The sequence below is a fragment of the Sphingomonas sp. Leaf28 genome (genome assembly GCF_001421685.1).
GTDB lineage: Bacteria > Pseudomonadota > Alphaproteobacteria > Sphingomonadales > Sphingomonadaceae > Sphingomonas > Sphingomonas aurantiaca.
On sequence record NZ_LMKX01000010.1, the window covers coordinates 186,291 to 210,639 of the forward strand.

Sequence of the window (24,349 nt, forward strand, 5' to 3'; positions counted from 1 at the left end):
TCCGTCCGAGCCCCGTTTTTCGCAGAATCAGTATGCAGTGGGCAGTGGTTACGCCGCGACCTTCTGCACCTCTGCGACAATCTTCTTGGCGGCATCGCCAAGGTCGTTCGCAGGAACGATCGCGAGGCCGGAGTTCGCGAGAATCTCCTTTCCCTTCTCGACGTTCGTACCCTCGAGGCGGACGACCAGCGGCACCGACAGGTTCACTTCCTTCGCCGCCGCGACGATGCCGTCGGCGATGATGTCGCACTTCATGATGCCACCGAAGATGTTGACCAGGATGCCCTTCACGTTCGGATCCGCGAGGATGATCTTGAACGCGGCCGTCACCTTCTCCTTGTTGGCGCCGCCGCCAACGTCGAGGAAGTTCGCCGGGAACATGCCGTTCAGCTTGATGATGTCCATCGTCGCCATGGCGAGGCCGGCGCCGTTGACCATGCAGCCGATGTCGCCGTCGAGCTTGATATAGGCGAGGTCGTACTTCGAGGCTTCGAGCTCGGCAGGATCTTCCTCGGTCTCGTCGCGCAGCTGAAGCAGGTCCTTGTGGCGGAACAGCGCGTTGCCGTCGAACGCGACCTTCGCGTCGAGCACCATCAGCTTGCCGTCGTTGGTGACCGCGAGCGGGTTGATCTCGATCTGCTCGGCATCGGTGCCGATGAACGCGTCATACAGCTTCGACGCGGTGTTCGCGGCCTGCTTGGCGAGATCGCCGGTCAGCTCGAGCGCTGCAGCAACGGCGCGGCCGTGATGCGGCATGAAGCCGGTCGCCTGGTCGATATCGATCGACTGGATCTTCTCGGGCGTGTCGTGCGCGACCGCTTCGATGTCCATGCCGCCTTCGGTCGAGGCCACCATCATCACCCGGCCGGTGGTGCGGTTGAGCGTCAGCGCGAGGTAGAATTCCTTGTCGATATCGACACCGTCGGTAACGTACAGGCGATTGACCTGCTTGCCCGCGTCACCCGTCTGGATCGTGACGAGCGTGTTGCCGAGCATGTCGGTCGCGGCCGCGCGAACCTCGTCCTCGGTCTTGGCGAGGCGGACGCCGCCCTTGGCGTCGGGGCCGAGCTCGACGAATTTGCCCTTGCCGCGGCCGCCGGCGTGGATCTGCGCCTTGACGACGTAGAGCGGTCCGGGAAGCTTCTTCGAGGCCTCGACGGCCTCCTCGACGGTCAGCGCCGCGAAACCGGCGGGGACGGGGACGCCGAACTTGGCCAGCAGTTCCTTGGCCTGGTATTCATGGATGTTCATCGGGAAGGCTCCACGCAATTTTTAGGAAACTCGGGAATTGGTTCGGCGTAAAGCACAGGGCGGGTCGCAAATCCACCCTTAAGGCATTTGCAGTTGCGTCTCTTTCGCAATAGCATGTGCGAAACGCGCGTTTCCGCGGGTTTTGCGGAAGCGCCGCTAGGACAATTCGCCTTTTGCCCTGCGGCCTTGGCGGCCCTATACGAGAGAGATGGCGATCTGGCTCGGCATCCTTCTGTTTCTCGGTACCGTGCTCGGCATGGAGGCGTTTGCGTATGCCGCGCACCGCTGGATCATGCATGGCTTTGGCTGGTTCCTGCATGAGAGCCACCATCGCGCACGCCATGGCAACTGGGAGTTGAACGACCTGTACGCAGCGATCTTCGCGGTACCGTCGTTCGTGTTGGTGTTCGGCGGCTTGAACCTTGGCTGGTGGCCAGGCTTCGCCTGGATCGGCGCGGGGGTCGCGACCTACGGCATGATCTATTTCGGGTTCCACGACGTCATCGTGCACCAGCGCATCCCGAACCGGTATCTGCCCAAGTCCAAATACATGAAACGCATCGTCCAGGCGCACCGGCTGCACCACGTCGTCGAGACGCGCGAGGGCAATGTCAGCTTCGGCTTCCTCGTCGCCCCGAAGCCGGAGATGCTCAAGGCCGAACTCAAGCGGCGCGCGCGTGCCGGCATCCGGGCGCCTGCACGGCCGCGCGAGACGCAGGCCGGTACGCACGCTCCAGCGGTCGAATCATGATGGATTCGGAAAAAAGTAACCCTTTTGGGAGCAGTGTCCCGGACATGACACAGCCCGTCCCCATTCCCCCTGCCGACTCGACCGGCGAGGAGCTTCGTCAGGCGTTCCGCAAGGCCGTCAAGATGCGCGCGCATCTGCGCGACCGTGGCCAGACGCGATTCGAGATCGAGGTCACCGACCTCTCGCTCTCCGGCTTCCGCGCCGAGACGAGCTTTACCTTGTGGCCCGGAACGGTGGTCTGGCTGACGCTGCCCGGGCTCGCGGCGCTCGAGGCGGTGGTCGCATGGCGCGACAAGTTCAAATACGGGTGCGCCTTCGCCAAGCCGCTGCATCCCGCGGTGTTCGACCACATCGTCGCACTGTCGCAGCGCTAAGCACAACGGTCTCTTGCAAAGACGGAAACCCGGTCCGGGTCACCGCCTTCGCGTTCAAACACCCTGCCCCCGATCTCAGTCGAACAGGCTCGACACGCTCGTCTCGTCCGCGATCCGCTTGATCGCCTCGCCGAGCAGCGGCGCGATCTGCAGGTGGCGGATCTTGCCATGCGCGCCCTTGATGACGTCGTGATTGCCGATCGAATCGGTGATCACCAGCTCGCGCAACTCGGAGCCCTCGACCCGCGCGACCGCGCCCCCAGACAGCACACCATGCGTGACATAGGCGACGACGCCCTCGGCTCCCGCCTCCATCAGCGCAGCAGCGGCGTTGCACAGCGTCCCCGCCGAATCGACGATGTCGTCGACCAGGATGCAGAAGCGACCCTCTACCTCGCCGATGATGTTCATGACCTCGGACTCGCCCGCGCGCTCGCGACGCTTGTCGACGATCGCGAGCGGCGCGTTGTCGAGTCGCTTGGCCAGCACGCGCGCGCGCACCACGCCGCCGACGTCGGGCGACACGACCATCAGGTTCTTGCCGCCGAAGCGCGCCAGGATGTCCGCCGACATCACCGGCGCGGCATACAGATTGTCCGTCGGGATATCGAAGAAGCCCTGGATCTGCCCGGCATGCAGGTCGACCGACAACACGCGGTTCGCGCCTGCGACGGTGATCAGGTTGGCGACCAGCTTGGCCGAGATCGGCGTGCGCGGGCCCGGCTTCCGGTCCTGCCGCGCGTAGCCCATATACGGGATTACCGCGGTGATGCGGCGCGCCGACGCACGCTTGAGCGCGTCGATCATGATCAGCAGTTCCATGAGGTTGTCGTTGGCCGGGTAGCCGGTCGACTGGATCACGAACACGTCCTCGCCGCGGACATTCTCGTTGATCTCGACAAAGACCTCCTCGTCGGCGAAGCGCCGGACACTGACGTCGGTCAACGGCGTCTCGAGATAGGCGGCGATCTCCTGCGCGAGTGGCAGGTTCGAATTGCCGGTCATCAGTTTCATGAAAGTCTTCCCCGCTCGATCACGCGCACCCCTTAGGCGCACGAATCGCCGGTTGGAAGCGTTGCGTGCCGGGGTGGTGGGCCGGGGCGGCGGGCCAGCACATAGGCCAGATGGCCTGGAAGCGTTTGCCCGTCGGCGCGCGGCTACCTACAGCGATCCGCATGACCGTGATCACCCGTTTCGCCCCCTCGCCCACCGGCCGGCTGCATGTCGGCAACATCCGCACCGCGCTCCACAACTGGATGTTCGCGCGCGCGAACGGCGGCAAGTTCGTGCTCAGGATCGACGATACCGATCCCGAACGCAGCGAAGAACGGTTCGTCGATGCGATCCGCGCGGATCTCGACTGGCTCGGCATGACGCCCGATGCGGAGGAGCGGCAGTCGGCCCGGTTCGCGCTATACGAGTCGCGGTTCGCCGCGCTGGTCGCGAGCGGTCATGTCTATCCGGCGTATGAAACGACGCAGGAACTCGACCTCAAGCGCAAGATCCAGGCCGGACGCGGGCTGCCGCCGATCTATGACCGCGCGGCGCTTGCGCTGGACGACGCCGCGCGCGCGAAGCTCGAGGCGGATGGGGTGCGGCCGCATTGGCGGTTCAAGCTCGATCACGACTCGGCGATCGACTGGGACGATCTGATCCGGGGACCGCAACATTTCGAGGCCAGGACAATGAGCGATCCGGTCGTGCGGCGCGCAGACGGGTCGTGGCTCTACATGCTCCCCTCGGCGATCGACGATGCCGAGATGGGCGTCACGCATGTCGTGCGCGGCGAAGATCACGTCTCGAACACCGCGCTCCAGTTACAGATGTTCGCCGCGCTCGGCGTCGCGCCGCCGCAGTTCGCTCATGAGGCGTTGCTGACGGGGGCGGAGGGCAAGCTGTCGAAGCGACTCGGCTCGCTCGGCGTCGATCATTTCCGTGAAGTCGGGATCGAGCCGCAGGCGGTGCGTGCGCTGCTCGCGCGGATCGGGACAAGCGATCCGGTCGAGCCGATCGCCGATGCCGCGCCGCTGATCGCCGGGTTCGATTTCGCCAGGTTCGGACGCGCGCCGGCACGGTTCGACGAAGCCGAGCTCGCACAACTGAACGCGCGGATCCTGCACACGCTGCCGTATGACGATGTCGCCGCGCGGTTGCCGGCGGGGATGGGTGCGGCGGCGTGGGAGGCCGTGCGGCCCAATCTGGTGACGCTGGCCGACGCCGCGGACTGGTGGGGCGTGATAGAAGGCCCCATCGCGGTCGAGGGCGATACGGACGTTGCGTATCTCGACAGCGCCGTGGCGGCGGCTGGGGCGATCGACTGGTCGAGCGACCCCTGGCACGCGCTGACCGCTCGGTTGAAGGACGAGACGGGGCGTAAGGGCAAGGCGCTCTTCCTGCCGTTGCGCCGCGCGCTGACCGGGCGCGATCACGGGCCCGACATGGCGGCGCTGCTGCCGCTGATCGGCCGGGAGCGGGCACTGGAGCGACTGGCAGCACGGTAACGGCGCGCTCCCGGAATTCTGTCGCTCTGCGAACAGTACGTTCTCCCGCGAAGGCGGGAGTCCAGTCTGGCTTCCGCCTCCGCGGGAGAACAAGGAGCCGGCCAGCGGTCGACCAACCGGCCTGATATTCGCGGCAGCCAAGAGAAGCACCGCCCTCCCCCCAAACACCATGTCGGCGGAGGCCGGGGCCCAGTTAGAAAGGTCGCAGCTACAAAGCGCCTCTCTACGTTAGCAACGTCTCTCAACTGGGCCCCGGCCTTCGCCGGGGTGGTCGATATGTCGACGAGGGGAGGCTGCCGAACTGGCCGAACCGATGCGTCGAACTAGTCCGCTGTGTCCCTCACAACGCGAACGTCGCTGTCTCAGATCCGACGCCGACAAGACAGCGCATACCTGATTCCCTCTCCCCCAAACCCCTTGCCCTCGCAATGTGATGATGTACCATACCCATCGGCGGTGTCTATCGCGCCGCCAGCCTCAAGGAGATGAAGGGGAGACGGACATGTACGCGGATCGACCAAACCGGACCGGCGGATTCAATCCCGGCAGCCTTGGCATTGCGCTGCTGGTCAACGGCGCCGTGATCGGAGCATTGTTCTTCGCAGCGCCGAGACTGCTGCCATTCACGCCGCCCGACGGGCCGCTCATCACCTATGTACCGTATACGCCGCCGCCCCCGCCCGAGCCGGTGCGGCCCGCCGATCCGCTGATCCGCCAGCAACCGCGCCCCGGGCCGCGTCCCGATGCGCCGGTCCCGCAGGTACCGACGCCCACCGACACCGGCTTCGTCGTCACGCCCGATCCGCTCCCCCTCACGCCGCCGATCGGGGTCGAGGGCACCGGGACCGGCACCGTCGCGGTCGACCCGCCAAAGCCTACGCCGGTGTTCGTCCAGCCAGGCATCGACCCGCGCTACGCCGCCGATTTCCAGCCAAGCTATCCGTCGGAGGAACGCCGTGCCGAGCGCGAGGGCAGGGTCGTGGTGCGCGTGCTGGTCGGAATCGACGGGCGCGTGAAGCAGGTCGAGCGGGTCAGCGCGACCACCGACGCGTTCTACAGCGCCACGCTCGACCGCGCGCTGGCGAAGTGGCGGTTCAAGCCGGCGACGCGTGACGGTGTTCCGGTCGAGGCGTGGCGATCGATGGCGCTAACGTTCGTGCTGCAGAACTAAACCTTCGCGGGGGCAGGGCTGGCCTAGGCGGCCCTGCCCCCCTATCTTGGCGCGCATGGGCTTATTCAGTCGTTTCTCACCGATCGTCGCCTATCGCGACCTGCGGCTCTTCCTGAGCCAGCGCCAGCCGTACGAGTTCTTCTTCCTCGCGGCCGCGCTCTGCGTCACCACCTTCCTGATCTACGCATTCATGAAGGATTCGTACGTCGAGCAGGAATATCGCCCGAAGATCATCTATGTCGAACAATGGCCCGCCGATCGCACCGATGCGCAGATCATCGCGCAACAGAAGATCGACGCCCCGATCAAGGCCAAGGCGCTCGCCGAGCAGAAGGCGCGCGAGGACGCACAGCGCGCCTCGTTCAAGCGGCTCGACGACAAGCTGAAGGCGATGGGAATCTGACCCACGCTCCGGATGCGCGGTGGATGGGTGCCGCGCTGGCGCTGGCCGAGCGGTCCCGCGGGCGGACCGCACCCAATCCCAATGTCGGGTGCGTCATCGTCGCGGACGGTCGAATCGTCGGACGCGGCTGGACGCAAGCAGGCGGGCGACCGCATGCCGAGGCGATGGCGCTGGCCGAGGCCTGCGCGAAGGCGAACGGTGCAACGGCCTACGTCACGCTCGAACCCTGTGCGCACCAGTCGCCCCGCGGCCGCGCCTGCAGCGACCTGCTGATCGAGTCGGGCGTCGCGCGCATCGTCGCAGCGCTCGAAGATCCCGACGCGCGAACCGCCGGCCAGGGGTTTGCCCGCCTCGAGGCGGCTGGCATCACCGTGGCGCGCGGCATCCGCTCGGCCGAGGCGCGACGCTCGATGGCCGGGTTCCTGACGCGGCAGGCGCTCGGCCGCCCCCATGTCACGTTGAAGCTCGCGACCTCACTCGACGGCTGCATCGCCATGGCGGATGGATCGAGCCGCTGGATCACCGGCCCACAAGCCCGCGCGCATGCGCATCTCGAGCGGAGCCGGCACGAAGCGATCCTCGTCGGGCGCGGCACGTACGAGGCGGACGCGCCTCGACTCGACGTGCGCGTGCCAGGTCTGGAAAATCGCGCGCCTCTCCGCGTGTTGCTATCCACGACCCTCGCTGCCCCCCCGTCCCCGCCTCCGTTCCCCTCCCCCCGTCATTCCAGCGAAAGCTGGAATATCCCCGTTGAGGCGCCCGACGGAGCCTCACCGGAAGACCCCAGCTTTCGCTGGAGTAACGAAATTGGGAATTGGACCGTTATCGCCGAGCCGGGCGCCATCGCCACCCTCCCCCACGTCGATCACATCCTCGTGGAAGGCGGCGCGGCCGTAGCGTCGGCGTTCCTCGCCGCCGATCTCGTCGACCGGCTCCTTCTGTACCGCGCGCCGATCCTGATCGGCAGCGGCCGCCACGCACTCCGCGACATCGGCCTTACCGACCTGGCCGAGGCGCACCAACGCTGGACACAGCTCGACTCGCGGCAACTTGGCAGCGACCGGCTCGAGGTCTACGAGCGCGAACGAAACGAGGGATAATGTTTACCGGAATCGTCACCGACATCGGCACCGTCACCACCGTGGAATCGCCCGGCGATACGCGCGTGGTCGTCTCGACCGCCTATGATACCGCCACCGTCGATCTCGGCGCGTCGATCGCGTGCTCGGGCGTCTGCCTCACCGTTGTCGACAAGGGACCAAACTGGTTCGCGGTCGACGTCTCGGGCGAGACGATCAGCCGCACCGCAAAGGACCAGTGGACGCAAGGGCGCAAGTTCAACCTGGAACGCGCGATGAAGCTCGGCGACGAGCTCGGCGGCCACATCGTCACGGGCCATGTCGACGGTCTCGGCACCGTCGTCGCGGTGACCGAGGAAGGCGGCTCGCACCGCGTCACTATCCGCGCCGGCGCCGACATCGCGCCGTTCATCGCCCCAAAGGGCTCGGTCACAGTCGACGGCGTCTCGCTTACCGTGAACACCGTTCGCGACGTCGAGGGAGAGGTCGAGTTCGGCCTGAACATCATCCCACATACCTGGGCGGTCACGACGCTCGGAACGATCCACGTGGAACAGTCGGTCAATATCGAGATCGACGTCCTCGCCCGCTACCTCCAAAGAATGGAGCATTACCGTGCCTCTGCCCGCTGAGCTTGCCCGTCTGAAGCACGGTTATCTCTCCAGCCCCGAAGAGATCATCGACGAGGCGCGCAATGGCCGTATGTTCATCCTGGTCGATGACGAGGACCGCGAGAACGAGGGCGATCTCGTCATCCCCGCGCAGATGGCGACGCCCGAGAAGATCAACTTCATGGCCAAATACGGCCGCGGCCTGATCTGTCTTGCGCTCACCAAGGACCGCACCGAGGAACTCGGCCTCGAGCTGATGAGCCGCAACAACGGCACCCGTCACGAAACCGCGTTCACCGTGTCGATCGAGGCGCTCGAAGGCGTCACCACGGGTATCTCCGCGGCGGATCGCGCGCGCACCATCGCGGTGGCGGTCGATGCGACCAAGGGTAAGCCCGACATCGTCACCCCGGGCCACGTCTTCCCGCTGGTCGCGCGCGACGGCGGCGTGCTGGTCCGCGCCGGGCATACCGAGGCGGCGGTCGACGTCGCGCGGCTCGCCGGGCTCAACCCTTCGGGTGTGATCTGCGAGATCATGAACGAGGACGGCACGATGGCGCGGATGGACGATCTCGTGACCTTCGCGCAGTTCCACAACGTCAAGATCGGCACGATCCGCGATCTGATCGCGTATCGTCGCCGCTACGATCATCTCGTCGAGAAGCGCGCCGAGGCCAGCTTCACCTCCGAATGGGGTGGCGACTGGACCGCGCTGACGTTCTGGAACAAGGCCACCGGCACCGAACAGGTCGCGCTGGTCAAGGGCAAGATCGACCCCGCCACGCCGACGCTCGTCCGGATGCACGCGTTGTCGCCGTTCGCCGACATCTTCGGCGAATCGGGCGATCGCGGCCGTATCCTGGCGCGCTCGATGCAGATGATCGCCGACGAGGGCGCGGGCGTGATCGTCGTCATCAACCGCCCGCGCAGCAACACCTTCACCTCGGCGGTCCTGAAAAAGGCCGGCGCGGAGATCACGCCCGACATGGAAGAACTGCGCGACTATGGAGTCGGCGCGATGATCCTGACCGAGCTTGGCGTGCACGACATGGTGCTGATCACCAACACGCATCACACGCTGGTCGGGCTCGATGGCTATGGCCTGTCGATCGTCGGTGAACGGCGGATCGCGTCCCTGGATACCGAAGAGAGTTCAAACTGATGGCCCATCTCCTCATCGTCGAAGCCCGGTTCTACGATCACCTCAACGACCTGCTGGTCGAGGGTGCGAAGGCGGCGATCGAAGCCGCGGGCCACACGCACGAGACGATCACCGTGCCCGGCGCGCTCGAAGTCCCCGGCGCGATCGCGCTGGCAGCCGAGAGCGAGACGTTCGACGCGTACGTCGCGCTGGGCGTCGTGATCCGCGGCGAGACTTATCATTTCGAAATCGTCGCGGGCGAGAGCGCACGCGGGATCATGCAGTTGACGATGGACGGCCTGCCGATCGGCAACGGCATCCTGACCACCGAGAACGAGGCGCAGGCGCTCACGCGTGCCAAGCCGACCGAAGGCGACAAGGGCGGCGGCGCGGCGAACGCGGCACTGGCGATGCTGGCGCTGAAAGACCGCTTCCTCGCATGAGCAGCGCGTGGGTGAAGTAATCAACCTGAGGTTCGCGCGAAAGCAGCGGGCTCGGGCGGAGGCTTCCGCGCGCGCCGACCAGAACCGGCAGCTGTTTGGCCGGACGACGGCGGAAAAGGCGAGGGACGCAGCCGAGCACGCGCGGATCGAGGCAACGCTCGACGGCGCGCAACTCGAAACTCCCGAGCCCGACAACCCCGTTCAATAACCGCAGGCTGAGGCTTCCCGCGGCGGGCCTCGTCCCTCTCCCATCGGTAGCGAGCGACCACCAAGCGGTCGCGCAAGGTTTCGAACCCGCTGGTCCTTTGCAAAAAACCTGAAATCCTCCCCCTGGCGGGGGAGGATCATGCATGCGTGTTTGGGCACGGGCGTGGAAACCTCGCGCCCTTCACAGGAACGTCCCGCCCGACGAACTGTTGTGCCTGCGTAACAAGGGGGCCTTCATGATCTCGGATGCAAATGCGACATGGCTCGCCAAGCTCGGCTTTGCCGCGCGGGGGGTGGTCTACATCCTCGTCGGATGGTTCGCCGTCGACGCAGCGCTGCGGGGTGGCGAGGTTGCGGACAACCAGGGCGCGATCGGGTCGATGGCGGACGAGGCGTTCGGGCCTGTCCTGCTTGCGATCATCGCGGCCGGACTGCTCGGCTATGCGGTGTGGCGGCTGACCGAAGCTGCGGCGAACCCCGAGCAGATCGGCCGCGACGTCAAGGGCAGCCTCAAGCGGATCGGCCATGTCGTCAGCGGGATCGCGCATCTGATCCTCGCCTGGACCGCCGCCAAGCTCGCGCTGAAGACCGGCTCACGCGACGCGGCGGTCTCACCCGGCGACGAGAGCGCGCGCGACTGGACCGCGTTGCTGCTCGACCAGCCTGCCGGACGGCTGCTGGTCGGCGCGGTCGCAATCGGCGTGCTGGTCGCGGCGTTCCAGCAGGGACAAAAGGCGTGGCGCGGCGATTTCATCCGCGACCTGCGCGGCGACGCGCCTGCCCCCGGCTATGTCTGCACCATGGGCCGGATCGGCTACGGCGCGCGTGCGCTCGTGTTCGTGATCGTCGCCGGGTTGTTCGGCCTTGCCGCATGGAGCGCGCATGCAAGCGACGCAGGCGGCGTGGCCGACGCGCTGGAGAAGCTCCAATCGCAGCCGGGCGGCAAATGGCTGCTCGCATTGACCGGGCTCGGCCTGGCGTTGTTCGGCGCCTATTCGCTCATCGAGGCGCGCTTTCGCCGGCTCCATGTCGACCTGCCCGGGACCGATTGAGGCGCGCCGATAGCGGATTGTTAAGGCGCGGATGCTAGGGGGCTGCATGTACACGATCAGTTTCGACGTCCTGAGCAAGACCCTGACGATCGTTACCGAGGGATTCTGGTCGATCGCTACGACCGCAGCGTTCTCCGCCGAACTGCTCGCGCGCGGCACCGCGGCGCGACTGTATCACGGACGGTTCGTCGTGCTCGCCGACCTGCGCAAGGCGGCGATCCAGCCGTTGAAGGTGGTCGATGCGCTCGAGGCGATGATGCCCAAGGCGTTGAAGGTGACGTCCGCGCCGATCGCGGCGGTCGTCGCCTCGCATCTGGCCAAGCTTCAGACCGAACGCTATCTGAAGGCGGCGAACTGCCGGACGTTCCTCGATATCGACGCAGCGCGCGCCTGGCTGGCGAGCGACGACCACCCCGCCTGACGAAGGCTAGTCCTGCGGGGCCGTTTCCCGCAACGCCGCTTCGACCTCTTCGACCGTGATGCCGAACGCGCCGGCCAGCCCCGACACCGACGCGCCGCGATCGGCAAGCGTGCGGATCCGTGCGTTGTCGACGATGGTCTTGTAGCTGCGCGTGTCGCGCTCCTTCTTCGTCTCCTCACCGCTGCGGGCGAGCGCGCCGGAGCGGCGGCGCTTGGAGATCTTCAGCGCCTCGACGTCGTTGGTCGGCGGTGCATCGAGCCGCGCCTGAATACGCTGTCCCTCCTCGATCCGCCGCGTCTCTCGCGCGCGCTCGCGCTCCTGCGACTGGAGGTCACGCTGGGCCGCGCGGGATTCGGATCGCTGTTCGGAGGCGGCGAGCCGCTCCTTCGCGCGCTGCTCGCGGTCCTTCGCGCGCTCCTCGGCACGCCGCGCGGCACGGTCGGCGGTGCCCGGCATCAGCGGCCCCGTTCCCCTGCCCCCGCTCGGCCAACCGTCGGTCATGCGTCATCCTGTCGTCACCGGTGCGCCCTCAGCGGCGCGGAAGCGCGCTGCTAGGCGATGGCGTCACCGGTGACAATCAGCCTGCGCTCACCCGATTACGCGTCGGCGGTCTGCAGCGCCGGGTAGTCGATATAGCCCTCGGGACCCCGGCTGTACCACGTCTTGGCATCATCCTTCGCCAGCGGCGCACCGTCACGGAGCCGCTTGGGCAGATCGGGATTGGCGATGAACGGACGACCGAAGCTAATCGCGTCGGCGATGCCGGTGTCGAGTTCGGCCTGCGCCTTCTCGAGCGTGTCGTAATCCGAGTTCACGACAAGCACGCCGGTGAACACCTTGCGGATCGCCGGGCTGAGCTTTGGCACGTCGGTCTTGCCGAACGTGCCATCGGGGCCGGGCTCGCGCAGTTCGAGGAACGCGATCCCCAGATCGGACAGCGCCTTGGCGGCGGCGGTGAACAGCGGCTCGGGGTTGCTGTCGTCGACACCCTGCGAATCGCCGTTTGGCGACAGGCGGACGCTGGTGCGATCCGCGCCGGCGACCGCGATGACGCGCTCGGCGACTTCGCGGAGCAGGCGGATGCGGTTCTCGATCGAGCCACCATATTCGTCGGTGCGGCTGTTCGCGTTGTCGCGCAGGAACTGGTCGATCAGATAGCCGTTCGCGGCATGGATCTGGACACCGTCAAAGCCCGCGGCGAGCGCGTTCTTCGTCGCCAGCTCGTAATCGTTCAGCAGGCGCGGGATCTCGTTCAGCTCGAGCGGACGCGCGACCTCGAAATCCTTCTTGCCCTCGAAGGTGTGCGCCTGGCCTTCGGTCTTGGTCGCCGAGGACGAGACCGGCTGCGTTTCGTACACCGACGAATGGCCCTGACGACCCATGTGCCACAACTGCGCGATGATACGGCCACCCGCGGCATGAACCGAGTCGGTGACGGGCTTCCAGGCGGCGACCTGCGCGTCGGTCCACAGACCCGGCGCGAACGGCCAGCCGAGACCTTCGCGGCTGATGCCGGTGGCTTCCGAGATGATCAGCCCGGCGCTCGCGCGCTGCGTGTAATACTCGACCATCATGTCGCTCGGGACGGCGTCGCGGTCGGCACGGCCGCGCGTGAGCGGCGCCATGAGGATGCGGTTCGGCGCGTCAACGGCACCAAGGGTAATTGGATCGAAAAGGCTAGGCATGGAAGCTCCTTATTGGCCTGACGGGGCAAAGATAGGAGGCTACAGCGCGGCATGCATCGCCCTGACCCGCAAAGATTATCTAGCGTGCCCGATACGCCGCCCGATACGCCACATGATGTGCCTGCTGCGCCGGCCATCGCCGCACCCGGCCTGATCGCGTTCGCGGCGCTGGTGGTGGCCAACGTCGCGCTCGCTTTCGGGCCGTGGTTTGTCCGCGCGACCGAGGTGGGGCCGGTCGCCGCAGGGTTCTGGCGGCTTACGCTGGCGGTGCCGTTCCTGGTCGTGCTCGCGGTCCAGCAAGGCGCGCGGCCGATGCGGCTTGGCTGGAAGCTGTGGGCCGGGCTGCTCGCGGGCGGGGTGTGCTTCGCCGCCGATCTCGGCACCTGGCATCTCGGGATCCTGCGCACCACGCTCGCCAATGCGACGCTGTTCGGTAACGTCGCGACGCTGATCTTCCCGATCTACGGCTTCCTGATCGCGCGCAGCTGGCCGACGCGGACCCAGGCGTTCGCTTTGGCCTTGGCGGCGGCGGGTGGCGCGTTGCTGCTCGGCCGCTCATATCAGCTCGACGCGAAGAACCTTGCCGGCGATCTGTTCTGCCTGCTCGCGGGCGTGCTCTACACCATCTATTTCATCCTGATGGCGCGCGCGCGCGCGACGCTCGCGCCGGTCTCGGCGCTGACGCTGTCGACGCTGGCGGGCATCGCGCCGCTGCTCCTGTTCGCGCTGGCGATGGGCGAGCGCGTGCTGCCGGCTCACTGGACCCCGCTGATCGGGCTAGCGCTGTGCAGCCAGGTGCTGGGGCAAGGCCTGATGATCTACGCGCTCGGTCGCTTCACGCCGTTGGTGATCGGCATCGCGCTGCTGATCCAGCCCGTGGTGGCGGGGATCGTCGGCTGGCTCGTCTATGGCGAGCGCCTCGGCACCGCGGATCTGGTCGGGGTGGTGATGGTCGCGACGGCGCTGGTGCTCGTCCGGCGAGGCCCCCCTCTTGAAGACACGCTTGATACGCCTGATTTTGAACGGCAGGAGACGGTATGACCCAGGACCTTACGCTCGACGAAATCCGCGCCCTGCTCGCGCCCGGCATCGCCGCCAACGCGGCGTTCGACGGTTGGGGCGACGCCGCGCGCGACATGGCCGCGCAGGCCGAGCGGGTCGATACCGACATCGCCGCGCTGGCGTTCAAGGACGGGCCGGTCGACATGATCGACGCGTGGTTCGCGCATATCGACGACGTCATGCTCGCCGCGGTGCCGCCCGAACGCCTCGCAGCAATGAATATCCGCGACAAGATCACCGCGCTGGTCGAGGCGCGGCTTGATGCGACGTCGGCAGATCGCGAATCGCTGCGGCGCGCACTGGCGATCCTCGCGCTCCCGCAGAACCTGGCGAAGGCGACGCGGCTCGGCTGGCGGACGGTCGACACGATCTGGCACGCGGCGGGCGACGTCGCGACCGACTATAATTACTACACCAAGCGGACGATCCTGCTCGGCGTGTACGCCTCGACGATCACGATCTTCCTCGACGACGAGAGCGAAGGCCTCGCCGAAACGCGTGCCTTCCTCGGACGCCGCATCAATGGGATCATGCAGTTCGAAAAGGCCAAGTCCGGTTTCCTCAAGCGAACCGAGCATGGGTTCAGCCTGTCGCGATTCGTCGGTCGCCTGCGCTATCCGACGGCTTGAGCGCGGTACCGAACCCCGTCATCCTGGGCTCGACCGAGGACCCAGAACCCCGAAGGGTGCGCTAAGTGGCTCTGGGTCCTGACTTTCGTCAGGATGGCGGGACGGCGAGGCGATGGTAACCAGCGGCGGTTAGGGCTTCCCTTCCCCGAGCGTTACTGATAATCACTCGCATCATGGACATGCGCCCCGATCGATCCGTCAGCCTCGAAACCCTGCCGCGCAAGCAGCATGCGATTGTCGCCGCCATCGAATGGGCGCGACTCGCAGGGCCCGAGGCGCGCCGCCTGCGCGAACTCGGTTTCGACGAGGGTGTCGATGTCGAGGTGCTGCACCGCGCGACGCTGGGCCAGGGCCCGATCGCCTGCCGGATCGGCCGCATGACCGTCGCGCTGCGTCGCGCCGTCGCGGGCGCGATCCAGGTCTCTCCGATGCCTGCCGCGGCCGAATAATCCTTTAGAATGAACGCAGCACCGCTGGTCGCGCTGGTCGGCAATCCCAACGCCGGCAAGAGTGCGCTGTTCAACGCGCTGACGGGTGCGCGGCAGAAGGTCGGCAATTATCCGGGCGTCACGGTCGAACGCAAGGTCGGGCGGCTGATGCTCGACGACGGGCGGCCGGTCGAACTGGTCGACCTGCCCGGCGCGTACAGCCTCGAGCCCTCCTCCCCCGACGAGCGCGTCACGCGCGACGTCGTCACGGGCACGCAGGATGGCGAGCGCCTGCCCGACGCACTGGTCGTCGTCGTCGACGCCGCCAATCTCGACAATCACCTGCGCTTCACGCTCCAACTGATCGCGCTCGGCCTGCCGGTGGTGGTCGCGCTCAACATGGTCGATCTCGCGGAGCGCGACGGCCTGAAGCTCGATCCCAAGGTGCTCGAACGCGAACTTGGCGTGCGCGTGATCCCGACCGTCGCGGTGCGCAAACGGGGCCTCGACGAACTCAAGGCCGCGCTCTCCGGCATCGTCATCAACGGCCCGATGCGGCTGCGCAAGTCCGACGGCAGCGTGCAGGACGACATCGTCACGCTCCAGCGCCGCGCGCGCCAGATCGCAACCGCCGCGACCGTATCAGAAACGACCGTCCGCCGCTGGACGCACATGCTAGACGCGGTCGCGCTGCACCCCGTCGCCGGGCCGATCCTGCTGCTCGCGATCATGTTCTTGATGTTCCAGGCGGTGTTCAGCTGGGCACAGCCGTTCATGGACGCGATCGACGCAGGGTTCACCGCGTTGCAGGCGTTCCTGACGGCCGAACTCGCCCCGTCGCTGCTCCGCTCGCTGCTGGTCGACGGCGTGATCGCGGGGGTCGGCGCGGTGATCGTGTTCCTGCCGCAGATCCTGATCCTGTTCCTCTTCATCCTCGTGCTCGAGGCGAGCGGCTACATGGTCCGCGCGGCGTTCCTGATGGACCGCGTGATGGCGAGCGTCGGGCTGTCGGGACGTGCGTTCATCCCGCTGCTGTCGAGCTTTGCCTGCGCGATTCCCGGCATCATGGCGACTCGGACGATCGACGACGAGAAGGACCGGCTGACGACGATCCTGATCGCGCCGCTGATGACGTGCTCCGCGCGCCTGCCCGTCTACACGCTGATCATCGGCGCGTTCATTCCTAACACACGGATGCTGCCGTTCGTCGGGTTGCAGGGACTGGTGATGCTCGGGCTGTACGTGATGGGGATCGTCGGCGCGTTCGTCGCCGCCCTGGTGCTGCGCCGGACGGTGACCAAGGGCGTGTCGTCGGGGTTCATGATGGAGATGCCCAAATACCAGTGGCCGCAGTGGCGCGACGTCGGCATCGGCCTGTGGAGCCGCGCGCAGATCTTCCTGAAGCGCGCGGGCGGCATCATCCTGACCTCGACGATCATCCTGTGGGTGTTGCTGAGCTTCCCCAAGCCCCCCGAACAGCCTGCGGGCGCACCGAAGATCTCCGCGGTCGATTATTCGATCGCCGGGCGGATCGCCAACGGCATCGCCCCCGTGTTCGCACCGATCGGCTTCAACCGCGACATCGTGCTGGCATTGATTCCGGCAATGGCCGCGCGCGAAGTCGCGGTCGCGGCGATCGGCACGGTCTATGCGATCGACGATCCCGAGAGCAACCAGGGCGGAAAGGCGATGATCGAGAACCTTCGCGGCCGCTGGAGCCTGCCCACCGCGCTCGCCTTCCTGATGTGGTTCGTGTTCGCGCCGCAGTGCATTTCGACGATCGCCGTCACGCGTCGCGAGACAAACGGGTGGAAATGGCCGGCGTTCATGGTTGGCTATTTGTTCGCTGCCGCCTACATCATGGCTGGCATTACATACTGGCTGGCGGTGTTCGCCGGCCTCTGAGGGGCATCATGGCAGGCAGCGTCAACAAGGTAATCATCGTCGGCAATCTCGGGCGCGATCCCGAGAGCAAGGCGTTCCAGAACGGCGGCAAGGTCGTCAACCTGCGCATCGCGACGTCCGAGTCCTGGAAGGACAAGATGTCGGGCGAGCGCAAGGAAAAGACCGAATGGCATTCGGTCGCGATCTTCAACGAGGGCCTCGCCAACGTCGCGGAGAAGTATCTGCGCAAGGGCTCGAAGGTCTATATCGAGGGCGCGCTCCAGACCCGCAAATGGCAGGACGCGCAGGGCCAGGACAAATATTCGACCGAGATCGTGCTGCAGGGCTTCAACAGCGTGCTGACGATGCTCGACGGCCCGAACGGCGGGCAGGGCGGCGCCGGTGGCGGCGGTGGTAGCCGCGGCGGCGGCGACGACTGGGCCGGTGGCGGCGGCGGCAACGACTTCGGCGGTGGTTCGTCGGGCGGCGGCGGTGGTTACGGCGGCGGTGGTGGCCGTGGCGGCAGCGCACCCTCGGGTGGCGGCGCACGCGGCGGCAGCTTCGGCCAGACCGGCGGCTTCTCGGACGATCTCGACGACGACGTGCCGTTCTAAGGTCCGTGACGACGCCGTATTCCGTTTCGACGACCGCTTTGTACGACGAGGCCGAGCGCTCCCGCGTGATCTCGGCCTACGACGTCGCCGGTGCGCGTGCCAAAGGCCAGCTGGACGACATCGTGTCGTTCGCGGCCGAATTGTGCGGCGCACCGGTCGCGTTGCTGAGTCTCGTCGAGGAGGAATATCAGCGGTTCCTCTCGCGCACCGGCACCGATCTCGAACAGACGCCGCGCAGCATGTCGTTCTGTGCGCACGCGATGCACCATCATGACGTGATGGAGGTGCCCGACGCGCGCACCGATCCGCGCTTCACCGACAACGCGCTGGTGACCGGCGCGCCGTATGTCCGCTTCTATGCCGGTGCGCCGCTCGTCTCGAGCGAAGGCGTTCCGCTCGGGGCCCTGTGCGTGCTGGCGCCCGACGCCCGCGACGGGCTGACGCGGTTCCAGCGCGATGGGCTGACCTTACTCGCCAAGGCGGCGATGGGGCGGCTCGACGATCGCCGCACCGCACGCGAGCAAGCCCTTGCCGAGACCGAGGCGCGGCGCACGCTGGAAGCGAGCGACCTGAAGTTCCGCACGCTGGCCGACACCATGCCGCAGATGGTGTGGTCGACGCTGCCCGACGGCTTCCACGATTATTATAACGCGCGCTGGTACGAGTTTACCGGTGCGCCCGCGGGCACCACCGACGGCGAGGGATGGAACGGCATGTTCCACCCCGAAGACCAGGATCGCGCATGGTCGATCTGGCGCCAGTCGCTCGACACCGGCGCGCCCTATGCGATCGAATACCGGTTGCGGCATTTCGACGGGACCTATCGCTGGGTGCTGGGCCGCGCGCTGCCGGTCCGCGACGAGAGCGGCGCGATCCTGCGCTGGTTCGGGACGTGCACCGATATCCACGAACAGAAGCTCGCTTATGAAGAGCGCGAGGTCATCAGCCAGGAGCTGAGCCACCGCATCAAGAACATCTTCGCGGTGATCGCCGGGCTGATCGCGTTCGCCGCGCGCGGCAAGCCCGAGTTCGCGGGGATCGCGACCGACCTGCGTCACCGCATCACCGCGCTCGGGCGCGCGCACGACTTCGTCCGGCCACATAGCGCGAACTCGCGTCCTGCCGCGGCGCAGAACAGCCTGCACGGGCTGTTGCACGAACTGTTCGAACCCTATCAGCGGGTTGATGCCATGCGCGTGACAGTGGCGGGCGACGACGTGACGATCGACGATCGCTCAGCCACGCCGCTCGCGCTGCTGTTTCACGAGCTGGCGACCAACGCGACCAAATATGGCGGGCTCTCGACCGAGCTCGGCACCGTGCGGATCACCGCCACGGCAGGCGAGGATACGGTCACGCTGACATGGTGCGAAGAAGGTGGACCACGCGTGGAGAAACCGACGACGCCGGCAGGTTTCGGTACGCAGCTGATCGAAATGAGCGCGGTGCGGCAACTGGGCGGCACAATCGAGCGTAAATGGGACGAGTCTGGGCTGAACATGGTGCTCGCCGTCCCGCGAGCTGCCTTCAGCCGCTAGACGAGGCGGATGACGTCGTCATGGACGACGGGATGGTCTTCACAGGCCAGCGCGGCCGCCGCAAGGATCGCCGCATCGCTGAACGGCTTGCGGATATAGCCGAGGCATTCCACGTTGCCGATCTGGGACGGATTGGCAGTGACGAAGACGACCTTCACGCCATAATCATCCGCCATCCGCTTCGCGATTTCCGGCCCGGTCGGTCCGTCACGCAAATTGATGTCGACGAACGCGAAGCTGCATCCGGGCGCCGCCGCGATCGCGCTCTCGCGATCGGCCGCAATCCCTGCGACGTCATAACCGGCGTCGATCAGGATCCTCTCTAGGTCGAGGGCAACGAAAATCTCGTCTTCGACAATGAGGGCGGTGTTGGTCATCGGCCAAGTAACCAGTCGCCAACCGATGAGTTCCGCGTAAATCTAAGTTTCGGTCAGGGTTGATCGAGATTGCGTTACATCCGCGACCGCTGCTTCGTTATCGCCGCAGCAGGAAAACGGCGTGTTCGGCGAGCAGATTGGCCGCGCCTGCGCCGGTGCGCTTCTCGCCGGACAGGAACCACGCGTCCTCGACGGTGATCCCGCGCGCCTTCACGAAGCTGCGGAAATCGTCGATCGTGACGTGGTGGATATTGGGGGTGTCGTACCAGCTTTCGGGCAATTGCCGCGTCACCGGCATCCGGCCCCCCCACAGCAGCGACAGCCGGACTCGCCACTGCGCGAAATTGGGGAAGCTGACGAACGCGCGCCGTCCGATCCGCAGTAGATGATCGAGCACCAGATCGGGCGCGCGTGCGGTCTGCAGCGTCTGGCTGAGGATCGCATAGTCGAAGCTCGCATCGGGATAGCCCGCCAGATCGATGTCCGCATCGCCCTGGATCACCGACAGCCCGCGCGCGACCGCGGAGGCGACGTTACGCGCGTCGAGCTCCAGCCCGCGCGCGTCGACGCCGCGCGTGTCGCGCAGCGCCGCCATCAGCGCGCCGTCGCCACAGCCGATATCGAGCACGCGGCTGCCCTGCGCGACATGCTCGGCGATGACGGCGAGATCGGTGCGTAACGTCATGGTGCGGTCCGTAACTGATCGGCAAGCCCGGGGGCGAGGCGCTCCATATAGCGATCGGCGCGGACCAGCGGGTGGAAGCCGAGCTCCGCATAGACGCCGTGCGCGTCCGCGGTGACGAGCCCGATCCGCCGCAGCCCGGCAAATAACGGATGATCGAGGAACCAGCCGACCATCCGCCGCCCCAGCCCCTGCCCGCGTACCGATTCCTCGACCCAGACGTCCGCCAGCCATGCAAAGGTCGCATGATCGGTGATCATCCGCGCGAAGGCGACCTGTTCGTCGTCGCGGTATGCGCCGAGGGAGTGCGATCCGGCGATCGCGCGTTTGACGAGCGCGCGCTCGATCCCCGGCGACCAGTAGCTGCTCGCCAGCCACCCGTGGATGCGGTCGATCTGCAACCGGCTCGCGTCGTCCGAAAGGATGATCGTCATCGCCCTGCCCTCAGAAACCCGTCGACGACCCGGTTGAGATCGGGCGCCTCGAGTAGGAACGCGTCGTGGCCGTACGGGCTCGACAGCTCGACGAAGCTGACTGGTGCGCCGGCGGCGTTCAAGGCCTGGACGATCGCGCGCGACTCCGCCGTCGGATAGAGCCAGTCGGTGTCGAAGCTGACGAGGCAGAACCGCGACCTGGTCGCGCGGAAGGCGTTGGCGAGCAGCCCGCCATGCTCCTCGGCGAGATCGAAATAATCCATCGCGCGCGTGATGTAGAGGTACGAGTTCGCGTCGAACCGGTCGGTGAAGGCGAGGCCCTGGTGGCGCAGATAGCTTTCGACCTGGAAATCGGCATCGAATCCGAACGATTTCGCATCGCGCGCCTGGAGGCGGCGGCCGAATTTCTCGGTCAGGCCGGCTTCGGACAGATAGGTGATGTGCGCCGCCATCCGCGCGACCGCGAGCCCTGCGGTCGGCGCCGAATCGTCGTGATAGTCCCCGCCGCGCCAGTTGGGATCGGCCATCACCGCCTGGCGCCCGACCTCGTGGAAGGCGATGTTCTGCGCGGTGTGGCGCGCGGTCGAGGCGATCACAACGCACGCCTTCACGCGCTCGGGGAAAGTCGCGGGCCAGCTCAGCGCCTGCATGCCGCCCATCGATCCGCCGACGACCGCGTGGAGCACGCCGACGCCGAGATGATCGAGCAACATCGCTTGCGCGCGGACCATGTCGCGGATCGTGATGACCGGAAACGCCATCGCCCAGGGCCGCCCGGTCGCCGGGTTGATCGTCGCGGGGCCCGACGAGCCCATGCAGCTGCCGAGCACGTTGGCGCAGACGACGAAGTGGCGCGCGGGGTCGATCGGCTTGCCCTCGCCGACCATCCGCGTCCACCAGCCGGGCTTACCGGTGCGCGGGTGGTTCGACGCGACGTGCTGGTCGCCGGTCAGCGCGTGGCAGATCAGGATCGCGTTCGAGGCGTCGGCGTTCAGCGTGCCATAGGTCTCGTACGCGATATCGACCGGCGACAGCAGCACGCCGCCATCGAGCCTGAGCGGCCCCGGCAAGGTGACTCGGCGCGCGAGGCCGAAGCGGCGGTCGGTCACGGGGTCGATGGTCGCAGGATCGAGCATGCCGCGCGCTACCATAAGCAGCCGCCGTCACACCAGCGCGCCGTCCACCGCCGCGATCCTCCCCCGCCAGGGGGAGGTGGCGCCGAAGGCGACGAAGGGGAAGGACACGCAACGACGGTTTCCCTTGCCTCCCCCTCCGTCTGGCAAGCGCCAGCCACCTCCCCCTTGCGGGGGAGGTCGTCCCCCCCCGTCATCCTGACGAAAGTCAGGACCCAGGGTTACAGGCGCCGACATTCGTGGCTCTGGGTCCTGACTTCCGTCAGGATGACGGGAGAGAAGAAGGGAAGCGCGACGCCGACCTTTCGCCACCGGGACACACAAGCATTTGCCACCGCGGCACCGCGCCCGCTATGCCCCGCGGCCATGACAAACATCACGCCCGCCCCCTCGCCCAAGCCCTGGATCCTGGGGATCGCGCCGTACACGCCCGGTCGCTCGACGACCGACGATGGCCGCAAGGTGATCAAGCTGTCGTCGAACGAGAATCCGCTCGGCACCAGCCCTGCCGCGAAGGCCGCGTTCGATGCCGCCGACCGGACGCTCGAACGCTATCCCGATGCGGGCGCGGTCGAATTGCGCGAAGCGTTGGCGGCGCAGTACGACCTCGATCCGGCGCGCGTCATCTACGGCACCGGCTCCGACGAGATCCTGCATCTGGTCGCGGGCGCCTATGCGGGCCCGGGCGACGAGATCATCCATGTCCGCTATGGTTTCGCGGTGTACGAGATCGCCACGCGCCGCGTCGGCGCCGAGCCCGTCATCGTCGACGACCGCGACTATGCGACCGACGTCGATGCGATCCTCGCCGCGGTCACCGAGCGTACGCGCGTCGTGTTCGTCGCCAACCCCAACAACCCGACCGGCACCTTCACGCCGCGCGCGGAAATCGCACGGCTGCATGCCGGCCTGCCCAAGTCGGTGCTGCTGGTACTCGACCAGGCCTATGCCGAATATCTGTCGCCCGAGGAGGACGATGCGGGTCTCGCGCTCGCGATGACCGAGGCGAACGTGCTCGTCACGCGGACCTTCTCGAAGATCTACGGGCTGGCCGCCGAGCGGATCGGCTGGGGCTATGCCTGCGCGCCGATCATCGACGCGATGCACCGCATCCGCGCGCCGTTCAACGTGACCACCGCCGGCCAAGCCGCCGCGGTCGCCGCACTCGCCGACACCGGCTTCGTCGACGCGACGCGCGCGCACAACGACACGTGGCGCGGCTGGTTCGTCGAGCAGATCGGCCAGATGGGCAATGCGGGGCTCCGCTGCGTACCGTCGAAGGCGAACTTCGTGCTGGTGCTGTTCGAGGGCAACCTGACCGCCGACGCCGCCTATCACGGGCTGATGGAGGCGGGCTACATCGTCCGCTGGCTGCCCAGCCAGGGGCTGCCCAACGCGCTGCGCATCACGATCGGCACCGAAGAGGAGACGCGCGGCGTCACCGCGGCGCTGCGCGATCTGGTCGAGCGGGCCTGATGCTGCCGTTCGCGCGCGTCACGATCATCGGGCTGGGGCTGATCGGCTCGTCGGTGGCGCGCGCGGTGCGCGAGGCGATGCCGACGGTCCGCGTCACCGGCTACGACGCCGATGCGCGCGTGCGTGAAACGGCGGATCGGCTGCAATTCTGCGACGACGTCGCGGATTCGGCGGGCGCAGCAGTGATCGACGCCGACCTCGTGATCCTGTGCGTGCCGGTCGGCATCATGGGCGACGTCGCGCGCGAGTTCGCCGCAGAGCTTCCCGCGGATGCGATCGTCAGCGACGTCGGCAGCTGCAAGGCCGAGATCGTCCGCGCGCTGACCGACGCGCTGCCGAACGCGATCGTGATCCCGGCGCATCCGGTCGCCGGCACCGAACGGAGCGGCCCCGAAGCGGGCTTCGCGACGCTGTTTCGCCACCGCTGGTGCATCGTCACGCCCCCCGAAGGCGCGGATGCGGTCGCGGTCGAGCGCGTCTCCGAATTTTGGCGACGGCTCGGCGCGCAGGTCGAAACGATGGCGCCCGAGCATCACGACCGCGTCCTCGCGGTGACCAGCCATTTGCCGCATCTGATCGCCTACACGATCGTCGGCACCGCGGGCGATCTCGAGGAGGTGACGCAGTCGGAGGTCATCAAATATTCCGCGGGCGGCTTTCGCGATTTCACGCGGATCGCCGCGTCGGACCCGACGATGTGGCGCGACATCTTCCTCAACAACCGCGAGGCGGTGCTCGAGATGCTCCAGCGCTTTTCGGAGGATCTGAGCCAGTTACAACGCGCGATCCGCTGGGGCGACGGCGATGCGCTGTTCGACCTGTTCACGCGGACCCGCGCAATCCGCCGGAGCATCGTCGAACAGGGCCAGGACGACGACGTCCAGGATTTCGGCCGCACGCACGACTGAGATGTACCGCCCCGGCGGAGGCCGGGGCCCAATTGGATAGGCGCGGAGTAACGGCGCGCAACGCACGTTCGCCACGTCCCCCATTTGGGCCCCG

28 protein-coding genes are annotated in these 24,349 nt (G+C 67.0%); 20 read left to right on the plus strand and 8 right to left on the minus strand.

The window, feature by feature from the left end; translation table 11 throughout:
• Window positions 1–48: 48 nt before the first annotated feature.
• Window positions 49–1,251: an ADP-forming succinate--CoA ligase subunit beta gene (gene sucC, locus ASE79_RS16320; RefSeq protein ID WP_055874762.1), complete on the minus strand. Its 1,203-nt coding sequence runs from the start codon at window positions 1,249–1,251 to the stop codon at window positions 49–51.
• Between the two features lie 208 nt (window positions 1,252–1,459).
• On the opposite strand from sucC, the gene ASE79_RS16325 reads away from it, so the two are divergent.
• Both ASE79_RS16325 and ASE79_RS16330 read left to right on the plus strand, forming a co-directional pair.
• Window positions 1,460–2,002: a sterol desaturase family protein gene (locus ASE79_RS16325; RefSeq protein WP_056419083.1), complete on the plus strand. Its 543-nt coding sequence runs from the start codon at window positions 1,460–1,462 to the stop codon at window positions 2,000–2,002.
• Between the two features lie 44 nt (window positions 2,003–2,046).
• Complete coding sequence (locus tag ASE79_RS16330) at window positions 2,047–2,376, plus strand: PilZ domain-containing protein (RefSeq protein ID WP_056419086.1); 330 nt, start codon at window positions 2,047–2,049, stop codon at window positions 2,374–2,376.
• 75 nt (window positions 2,377–2,451) lie between these two features.
• Here ASE79_RS16330 and ASE79_RS16335 read toward each other — a convergent pair whose 3' ends face one another.
• The gene (locus tag ASE79_RS16335; protein ID WP_056419089.1) at window positions 2,452–3,390 is read right to left on the minus strand and encodes a ribose-phosphate pyrophosphokinase; all 939 of its coding nucleotides are present in this window, start codon (window positions 3,388–3,390) and stop codon (window positions 2,452–2,454) included.
• Between the two features lie 161 nt (window positions 3,391–3,551).
• On the opposite strand from ASE79_RS16335, the gene gltX reads away from it, so the two are divergent.
• From gltX to ASE79_RS16385, 10 genes are all read left to right on the plus strand, one after another.
• Window positions 3,552–4,877 carry a glutamate--tRNA ligase gene (gene gltX / locus ASE79_RS16340; protein WP_056419092.1) on the plus strand — a complete coding sequence of 442 codons (1,326 nt, stop codon included), beginning with the start codon at window positions 3,552–3,554 and terminating at the stop codon, window positions 4,875–4,877.
• 502 nt (window positions 4,878–5,379) lie between these two features.
• Window positions 5,380–6,048, plus strand: a complete 669-nt coding sequence (locus ASE79_RS16345) for a TonB family protein (RefSeq protein ID WP_056419095.1) — start codon at window positions 5,380–5,382, stop codon at window positions 6,046–6,048.
• Window positions 6,049–6,103: 55 nt separating this feature from the next.
• A complete protein-coding gene (locus tag ASE79_RS16350; RefSeq protein ID WP_056419098.1) occupies window positions 6,104–6,451 on the plus strand; it encodes a hypothetical protein in 348 nt (115 codons plus the stop codon).
• Between the two features lie 23 nt (window positions 6,452–6,474).
• A complete protein-coding gene (ribD, locus tag ASE79_RS16355) occupies window positions 6,475–7,551 on the plus strand; it encodes a bifunctional diaminohydroxyphosphoribosylaminopyrimidine deaminase/5-amino-6-(5-phosphoribosylamino)uracil reductase RibD (RefSeq protein ID WP_056419101.1) in 1,077 nt (358 codons plus the stop codon).
• A complete protein-coding gene (locus tag ASE79_RS16360; protein WP_056419104.1) occupies window positions 7,551–8,162 on the plus strand; it encodes a riboflavin synthase in 612 nt (203 codons plus the stop codon). The genes ribD and ASE79_RS16360 overlap by 1 nt, the downstream gene beginning before the upstream one ends.
• Window positions 8,146–9,303 (plus strand): 3,4-dihydroxy-2-butanone-4-phosphate synthase, encoded by a 1,158-nt coding sequence (gene ribB / locus ASE79_RS16365; protein ID WP_056419107.1) that lies wholly within the window; start codon window positions 8,146–8,148, stop codon window positions 9,301–9,303. The genes ASE79_RS16360 and ribB overlap by 17 nt, the downstream gene beginning before the upstream one ends.
• Window positions 9,303–9,725, plus strand: a complete 423-nt coding sequence (gene ribH / locus ASE79_RS16370) for a 6,7-dimethyl-8-ribityllumazine synthase (RefSeq protein ID WP_056419110.1) — start codon at window positions 9,303–9,305, stop codon at window positions 9,723–9,725. The genes ribB and ribH overlap by 1 nt, the downstream gene beginning before the upstream one ends.
• 7 nt (window positions 9,726–9,732) lie before the next feature.
• Entirely contained in the window at window positions 9,733–9,933 is a 201-nt protein-coding gene (locus ASE79_RS16375; RefSeq protein WP_056419113.1) for a DUF4169 family protein, read from the plus strand.
• 235 nt (window positions 9,934–10,168) lie between these two features.
• Window positions 10,169–10,984 carry a DUF1206 domain-containing protein gene (locus ASE79_RS16380; RefSeq protein ID WP_056419115.1) on the plus strand — a complete coding sequence of 272 codons (816 nt, stop codon included), beginning with the start codon at window positions 10,169–10,171 and terminating at the stop codon, window positions 10,982–10,984.
• A 46-nt stretch (window positions 10,985–11,030) separates the two neighbouring features.
• Complete coding sequence (locus ASE79_RS16385) at window positions 11,031–11,405, plus strand: hypothetical protein (RefSeq protein ID WP_056419118.1); 375 nt, start codon at window positions 11,031–11,033, stop codon at window positions 11,403–11,405.
• A 6-nt stretch (window positions 11,406–11,411) separates the two neighbouring features.
• Here the strand turns inward: ASE79_RS16385 and ASE79_RS16390 are convergent, their stop codons facing one another.
• Both ASE79_RS16390 and ASE79_RS16395 read right to left on the minus strand, forming a co-directional pair.
• A complete protein-coding gene (locus ASE79_RS16390; RefSeq protein WP_235516997.1) occupies window positions 11,412–11,906 on the minus strand; it encodes a hypothetical protein in 495 nt (164 codons plus the stop codon).
• A 95-nt stretch (window positions 11,907–12,001) separates the two neighbouring features.
• Window positions 12,002–13,090, minus strand: coding sequence for an alkene reductase (locus ASE79_RS16395; protein ID WP_056419123.1), 1,089 nt, complete (start codon window positions 13,088–13,090; stop codon window positions 12,002–12,004).
• Window positions 13,091–13,141: 51 nt separating this feature from the next.
• On the opposite strand from ASE79_RS16395, the gene ASE79_RS16400 reads away from it, so the two are divergent.
• From ASE79_RS16400 to ASE79_RS16425, 6 genes are all read left to right on the plus strand, one after another.
• Window positions 13,142–14,131 (plus strand): DMT family transporter, encoded by a 990-nt coding sequence (locus ASE79_RS16400; RefSeq protein WP_082445390.1) that lies wholly within the window; start codon window positions 13,142–13,144, stop codon window positions 14,129–14,131.
• On the plus strand, window positions 14,128–14,781 hold the full coding sequence (locus ASE79_RS16405; RefSeq protein WP_056419126.1) for a COQ9 family protein: 654 nt from the start codon (window positions 14,128–14,130) through the stop codon (window positions 14,779–14,781). The genes ASE79_RS16400 and ASE79_RS16405 overlap by 4 nt, the downstream gene beginning before the upstream one ends.
• A 179-nt stretch (window positions 14,782–14,960) precedes the next feature.
• On the plus strand, window positions 14,961–15,230 hold the full coding sequence (locus ASE79_RS16410) for a FeoA family protein (protein ID WP_416354520.1): 270 nt from the start codon (window positions 14,961–14,963) through the stop codon (window positions 15,228–15,230).
• A 9-nt stretch (window positions 15,231–15,239) separates the two neighbouring features.
• The gene (gene feoB / locus ASE79_RS16415) at window positions 15,240–17,114 is read left to right on the plus strand and encodes a ferrous iron transporter B (protein ID WP_056419133.1); all 1,875 of its coding nucleotides are present in this window, start codon (window positions 15,240–15,242) and stop codon (window positions 17,112–17,114) included.
• Between the two features lie 8 nt (window positions 17,115–17,122).
• Complete coding sequence (gene ssb, locus ASE79_RS16420) at window positions 17,123–17,707, plus strand: single-stranded DNA-binding protein (protein WP_056419136.1); 585 nt, start codon at window positions 17,123–17,125, stop codon at window positions 17,705–17,707.
• Between the two features lie 5 nt (window positions 17,708–17,712).
• Window positions 17,713–19,245, plus strand: coding sequence for a sensor histidine kinase (locus ASE79_RS16425; RefSeq protein WP_235516999.1), 1,533 nt, complete (start codon window positions 17,713–17,715; stop codon window positions 19,243–19,245).
• Here ASE79_RS16425 and ASE79_RS16430 read toward each other — a convergent pair.
• The 4 genes from ASE79_RS16430 to metX form a co-directional block, all read right to left on the minus strand.
• Window positions 19,242–19,622 carry a response regulator gene (locus ASE79_RS16430; RefSeq protein WP_056419138.1) on the minus strand — a complete coding sequence of 127 codons (381 nt, stop codon included), beginning with the start codon at window positions 19,620–19,622 and terminating at the stop codon, window positions 19,242–19,244. The two genes, ASE79_RS16425 and ASE79_RS16430, sit on opposite strands and share 4 nt — an antisense overlap.
• Window positions 19,623–19,719: 97 nt before the next feature.
• The gene (gene metW / locus ASE79_RS16435) at window positions 19,720–20,307 is read right to left on the minus strand and encodes a methionine biosynthesis protein MetW (RefSeq protein WP_056419141.1); all 588 of its coding nucleotides are present in this window, start codon (window positions 20,305–20,307) and stop codon (window positions 19,720–19,722) included.
• Window positions 20,304–20,738 carry a GNAT family N-acetyltransferase gene (locus tag ASE79_RS16440; protein ID WP_056419144.1) on the minus strand — a complete coding sequence of 145 codons (435 nt, stop codon included), beginning with the start codon at window positions 20,736–20,738 and terminating at the stop codon, window positions 20,304–20,306. The genes metW and ASE79_RS16440 overlap by 4 nt, the downstream gene beginning before the upstream one ends.
• Window positions 20,735–21,874 (minus strand): homoserine O-acetyltransferase MetX, encoded by a 1,140-nt coding sequence (gene metX / locus ASE79_RS16445; protein WP_056419706.1) that lies wholly within the window; start codon window positions 21,872–21,874, stop codon window positions 20,735–20,737. The genes ASE79_RS16440 and metX overlap by 4 nt, the downstream gene beginning before the upstream one ends.
• A 363-nt stretch (window positions 21,875–22,237) precedes the next feature.
• Here metX and hisC point away from each other — a divergent pair, with 363 nt between their 5' ends.
• The gene (gene hisC, locus ASE79_RS16450) at window positions 22,238–23,347 is read left to right on the plus strand and encodes a histidinol-phosphate transaminase (RefSeq protein ID WP_056419147.1); all 1,110 of its coding nucleotides are present in this window, start codon (window positions 22,238–22,240) and stop codon (window positions 23,345–23,347) included.
• Window positions 23,347–24,255, plus strand: coding sequence for a prephenate/arogenate dehydrogenase family protein (locus ASE79_RS16455; protein WP_056419150.1), 909 nt, complete (start codon window positions 23,347–23,349; stop codon window positions 24,253–24,255). The genes hisC and ASE79_RS16455 overlap by 1 nt, the downstream gene beginning before the upstream one ends.
• Window positions 24,256–24,349 lie beyond the last annotated feature (94 nt).

What these genes read in the sequence shown, in the direction of transcription:
- sucC (WP_055874762.1), bottom strand. Translation starts at nt 1,251, where the DNA reads ATGAACATCCATGAATACCAGGCCAAGGAACTGCTGGCCAAGTTCGGC.
- ASE79_RS16325 (WP_056419083.1), top strand. Translation starts at nt 1,460, where the DNA reads ATGGCGATCTGGCTCGGCATCCTTCTGTTTCTCGGTACCGTGCTCGGC.
- ASE79_RS16330 (WP_056419086.1), top strand. Translation starts at nt 2,047, where the DNA reads ATGACACAGCCCGTCCCCATTCCCCCTGCCGACTCGACCGGCGAGGAG.
- ASE79_RS16335 (WP_056419089.1), bottom strand. Translation starts at nt 3,390, where the DNA reads ATGAAACTGATGACCGGCAATTCGAACCTGCCACTCGCGCAGGAGATC.
- gltX (WP_056419092.1), top strand. Translation starts at nt 3,552, where the DNA reads ATGACCGTGATCACCCGTTTCGCCCCCTCGCCCACCGGCCGGCTGCAT.
- ASE79_RS16345 (WP_056419095.1), top strand. Translation starts at nt 5,380, where the DNA reads ATGTACGCGGATCGACCAAACCGGACCGGCGGATTCAATCCCGGCAGC.
- ASE79_RS16350 (WP_056419098.1), top strand. Translation starts at nt 6,104, where the DNA reads ATGGGCTTATTCAGTCGTTTCTCACCGATCGTCGCCTATCGCGACCTG.
- ribD (WP_056419101.1), top strand. Translation starts at nt 6,475, where the DNA reads ATGGGTGCCGCGCTGGCGCTGGCCGAGCGGTCCCGCGGGCGGACCGCA.
- ASE79_RS16360 (WP_056419104.1), top strand. Translation starts at nt 7,551, where the DNA reads ATGTTTACCGGAATCGTCACCGACATCGGCACCGTCACCACCGTGGAA.
- ribH (WP_056419110.1), top strand. Translation starts at nt 9,303, where the DNA reads ATGGCCCATCTCCTCATCGTCGAAGCCCGGTTCTACGATCACCTCAAC.
- ASE79_RS16380 (WP_056419115.1), top strand. Translation starts at nt 10,169, where the DNA reads ATGATCTCGGATGCAAATGCGACATGGCTCGCCAAGCTCGGCTTTGCC.
- ASE79_RS16385 (WP_056419118.1), top strand. Translation starts at nt 11,031, where the DNA reads ATGTACACGATCAGTTTCGACGTCCTGAGCAAGACCCTGACGATCGTT.
- ASE79_RS16390 (WP_235516997.1), bottom strand. Translation starts at nt 11,906, where the DNA reads ATGACCGACGGTTGGCCGAGCGGGGGCAGGGGAACGGGGCCGCTGATG.
- ASE79_RS16395 (WP_056419123.1), bottom strand. Translation starts at nt 13,090, where the DNA reads ATGCCTAGCCTTTTCGATCCAATTACCCTTGGTGCCGTTGACGCGCCG.
- ASE79_RS16400 (WP_082445390.1), top strand. Translation starts at nt 13,142, where the DNA reads ATGCATCGCCCTGACCCGCAAAGATTATCTAGCGTGCCCGATACGCCG.
- ASE79_RS16405 (WP_056419126.1), top strand. Translation starts at nt 14,128, where the DNA reads ATGACCCAGGACCTTACGCTCGACGAAATCCGCGCCCTGCTCGCGCCC.
- ASE79_RS16410 (WP_416354520.1), top strand. Translation starts at nt 14,961, where the DNA reads ATGCGCCCCGATCGATCCGTCAGCCTCGAAACCCTGCCGCGCAAGCAG.
- feoB (WP_056419133.1), top strand. Translation starts at nt 15,240, where the DNA reads ATGAACGCAGCACCGCTGGTCGCGCTGGTCGGCAATCCCAACGCCGGC.
- ssb (WP_056419136.1), top strand. Translation starts at nt 17,123, where the DNA reads ATGGCAGGCAGCGTCAACAAGGTAATCATCGTCGGCAATCTCGGGCGC.
- ASE79_RS16430 (WP_056419138.1), bottom strand. Translation starts at nt 19,622, where the DNA reads ATGACCAACACCGCCCTCATTGTCGAAGACGAGATTTTCGTTGCCCTC.
- metW (WP_056419141.1), bottom strand. Translation starts at nt 20,307, where the DNA reads ATGACGTTACGCACCGATCTCGCCGTCATCGCCGAGCATGTCGCGCAG.
- ASE79_RS16440 (WP_056419144.1), bottom strand. Translation starts at nt 20,738, where the DNA reads ATGACGATCATCCTTTCGGACGACGCGAGCCGGTTGCAGATCGACCGC.
- metX (WP_056419706.1), bottom strand. Translation starts at nt 21,874, where the DNA reads ATGCTCGATCCTGCGACCATCGACCCCGTGACCGACCGCCGCTTCGGC.
- hisC (WP_056419147.1), top strand. Translation starts at nt 22,238, where the DNA reads ATGACAAACATCACGCCCGCCCCCTCGCCCAAGCCCTGGATCCTGGGG.
- ASE79_RS16455 (WP_056419150.1), top strand. Translation starts at nt 23,347, where the DNA reads ATGCTGCCGTTCGCGCGCGTCACGATCATCGGGCTGGGGCTGATCGGC.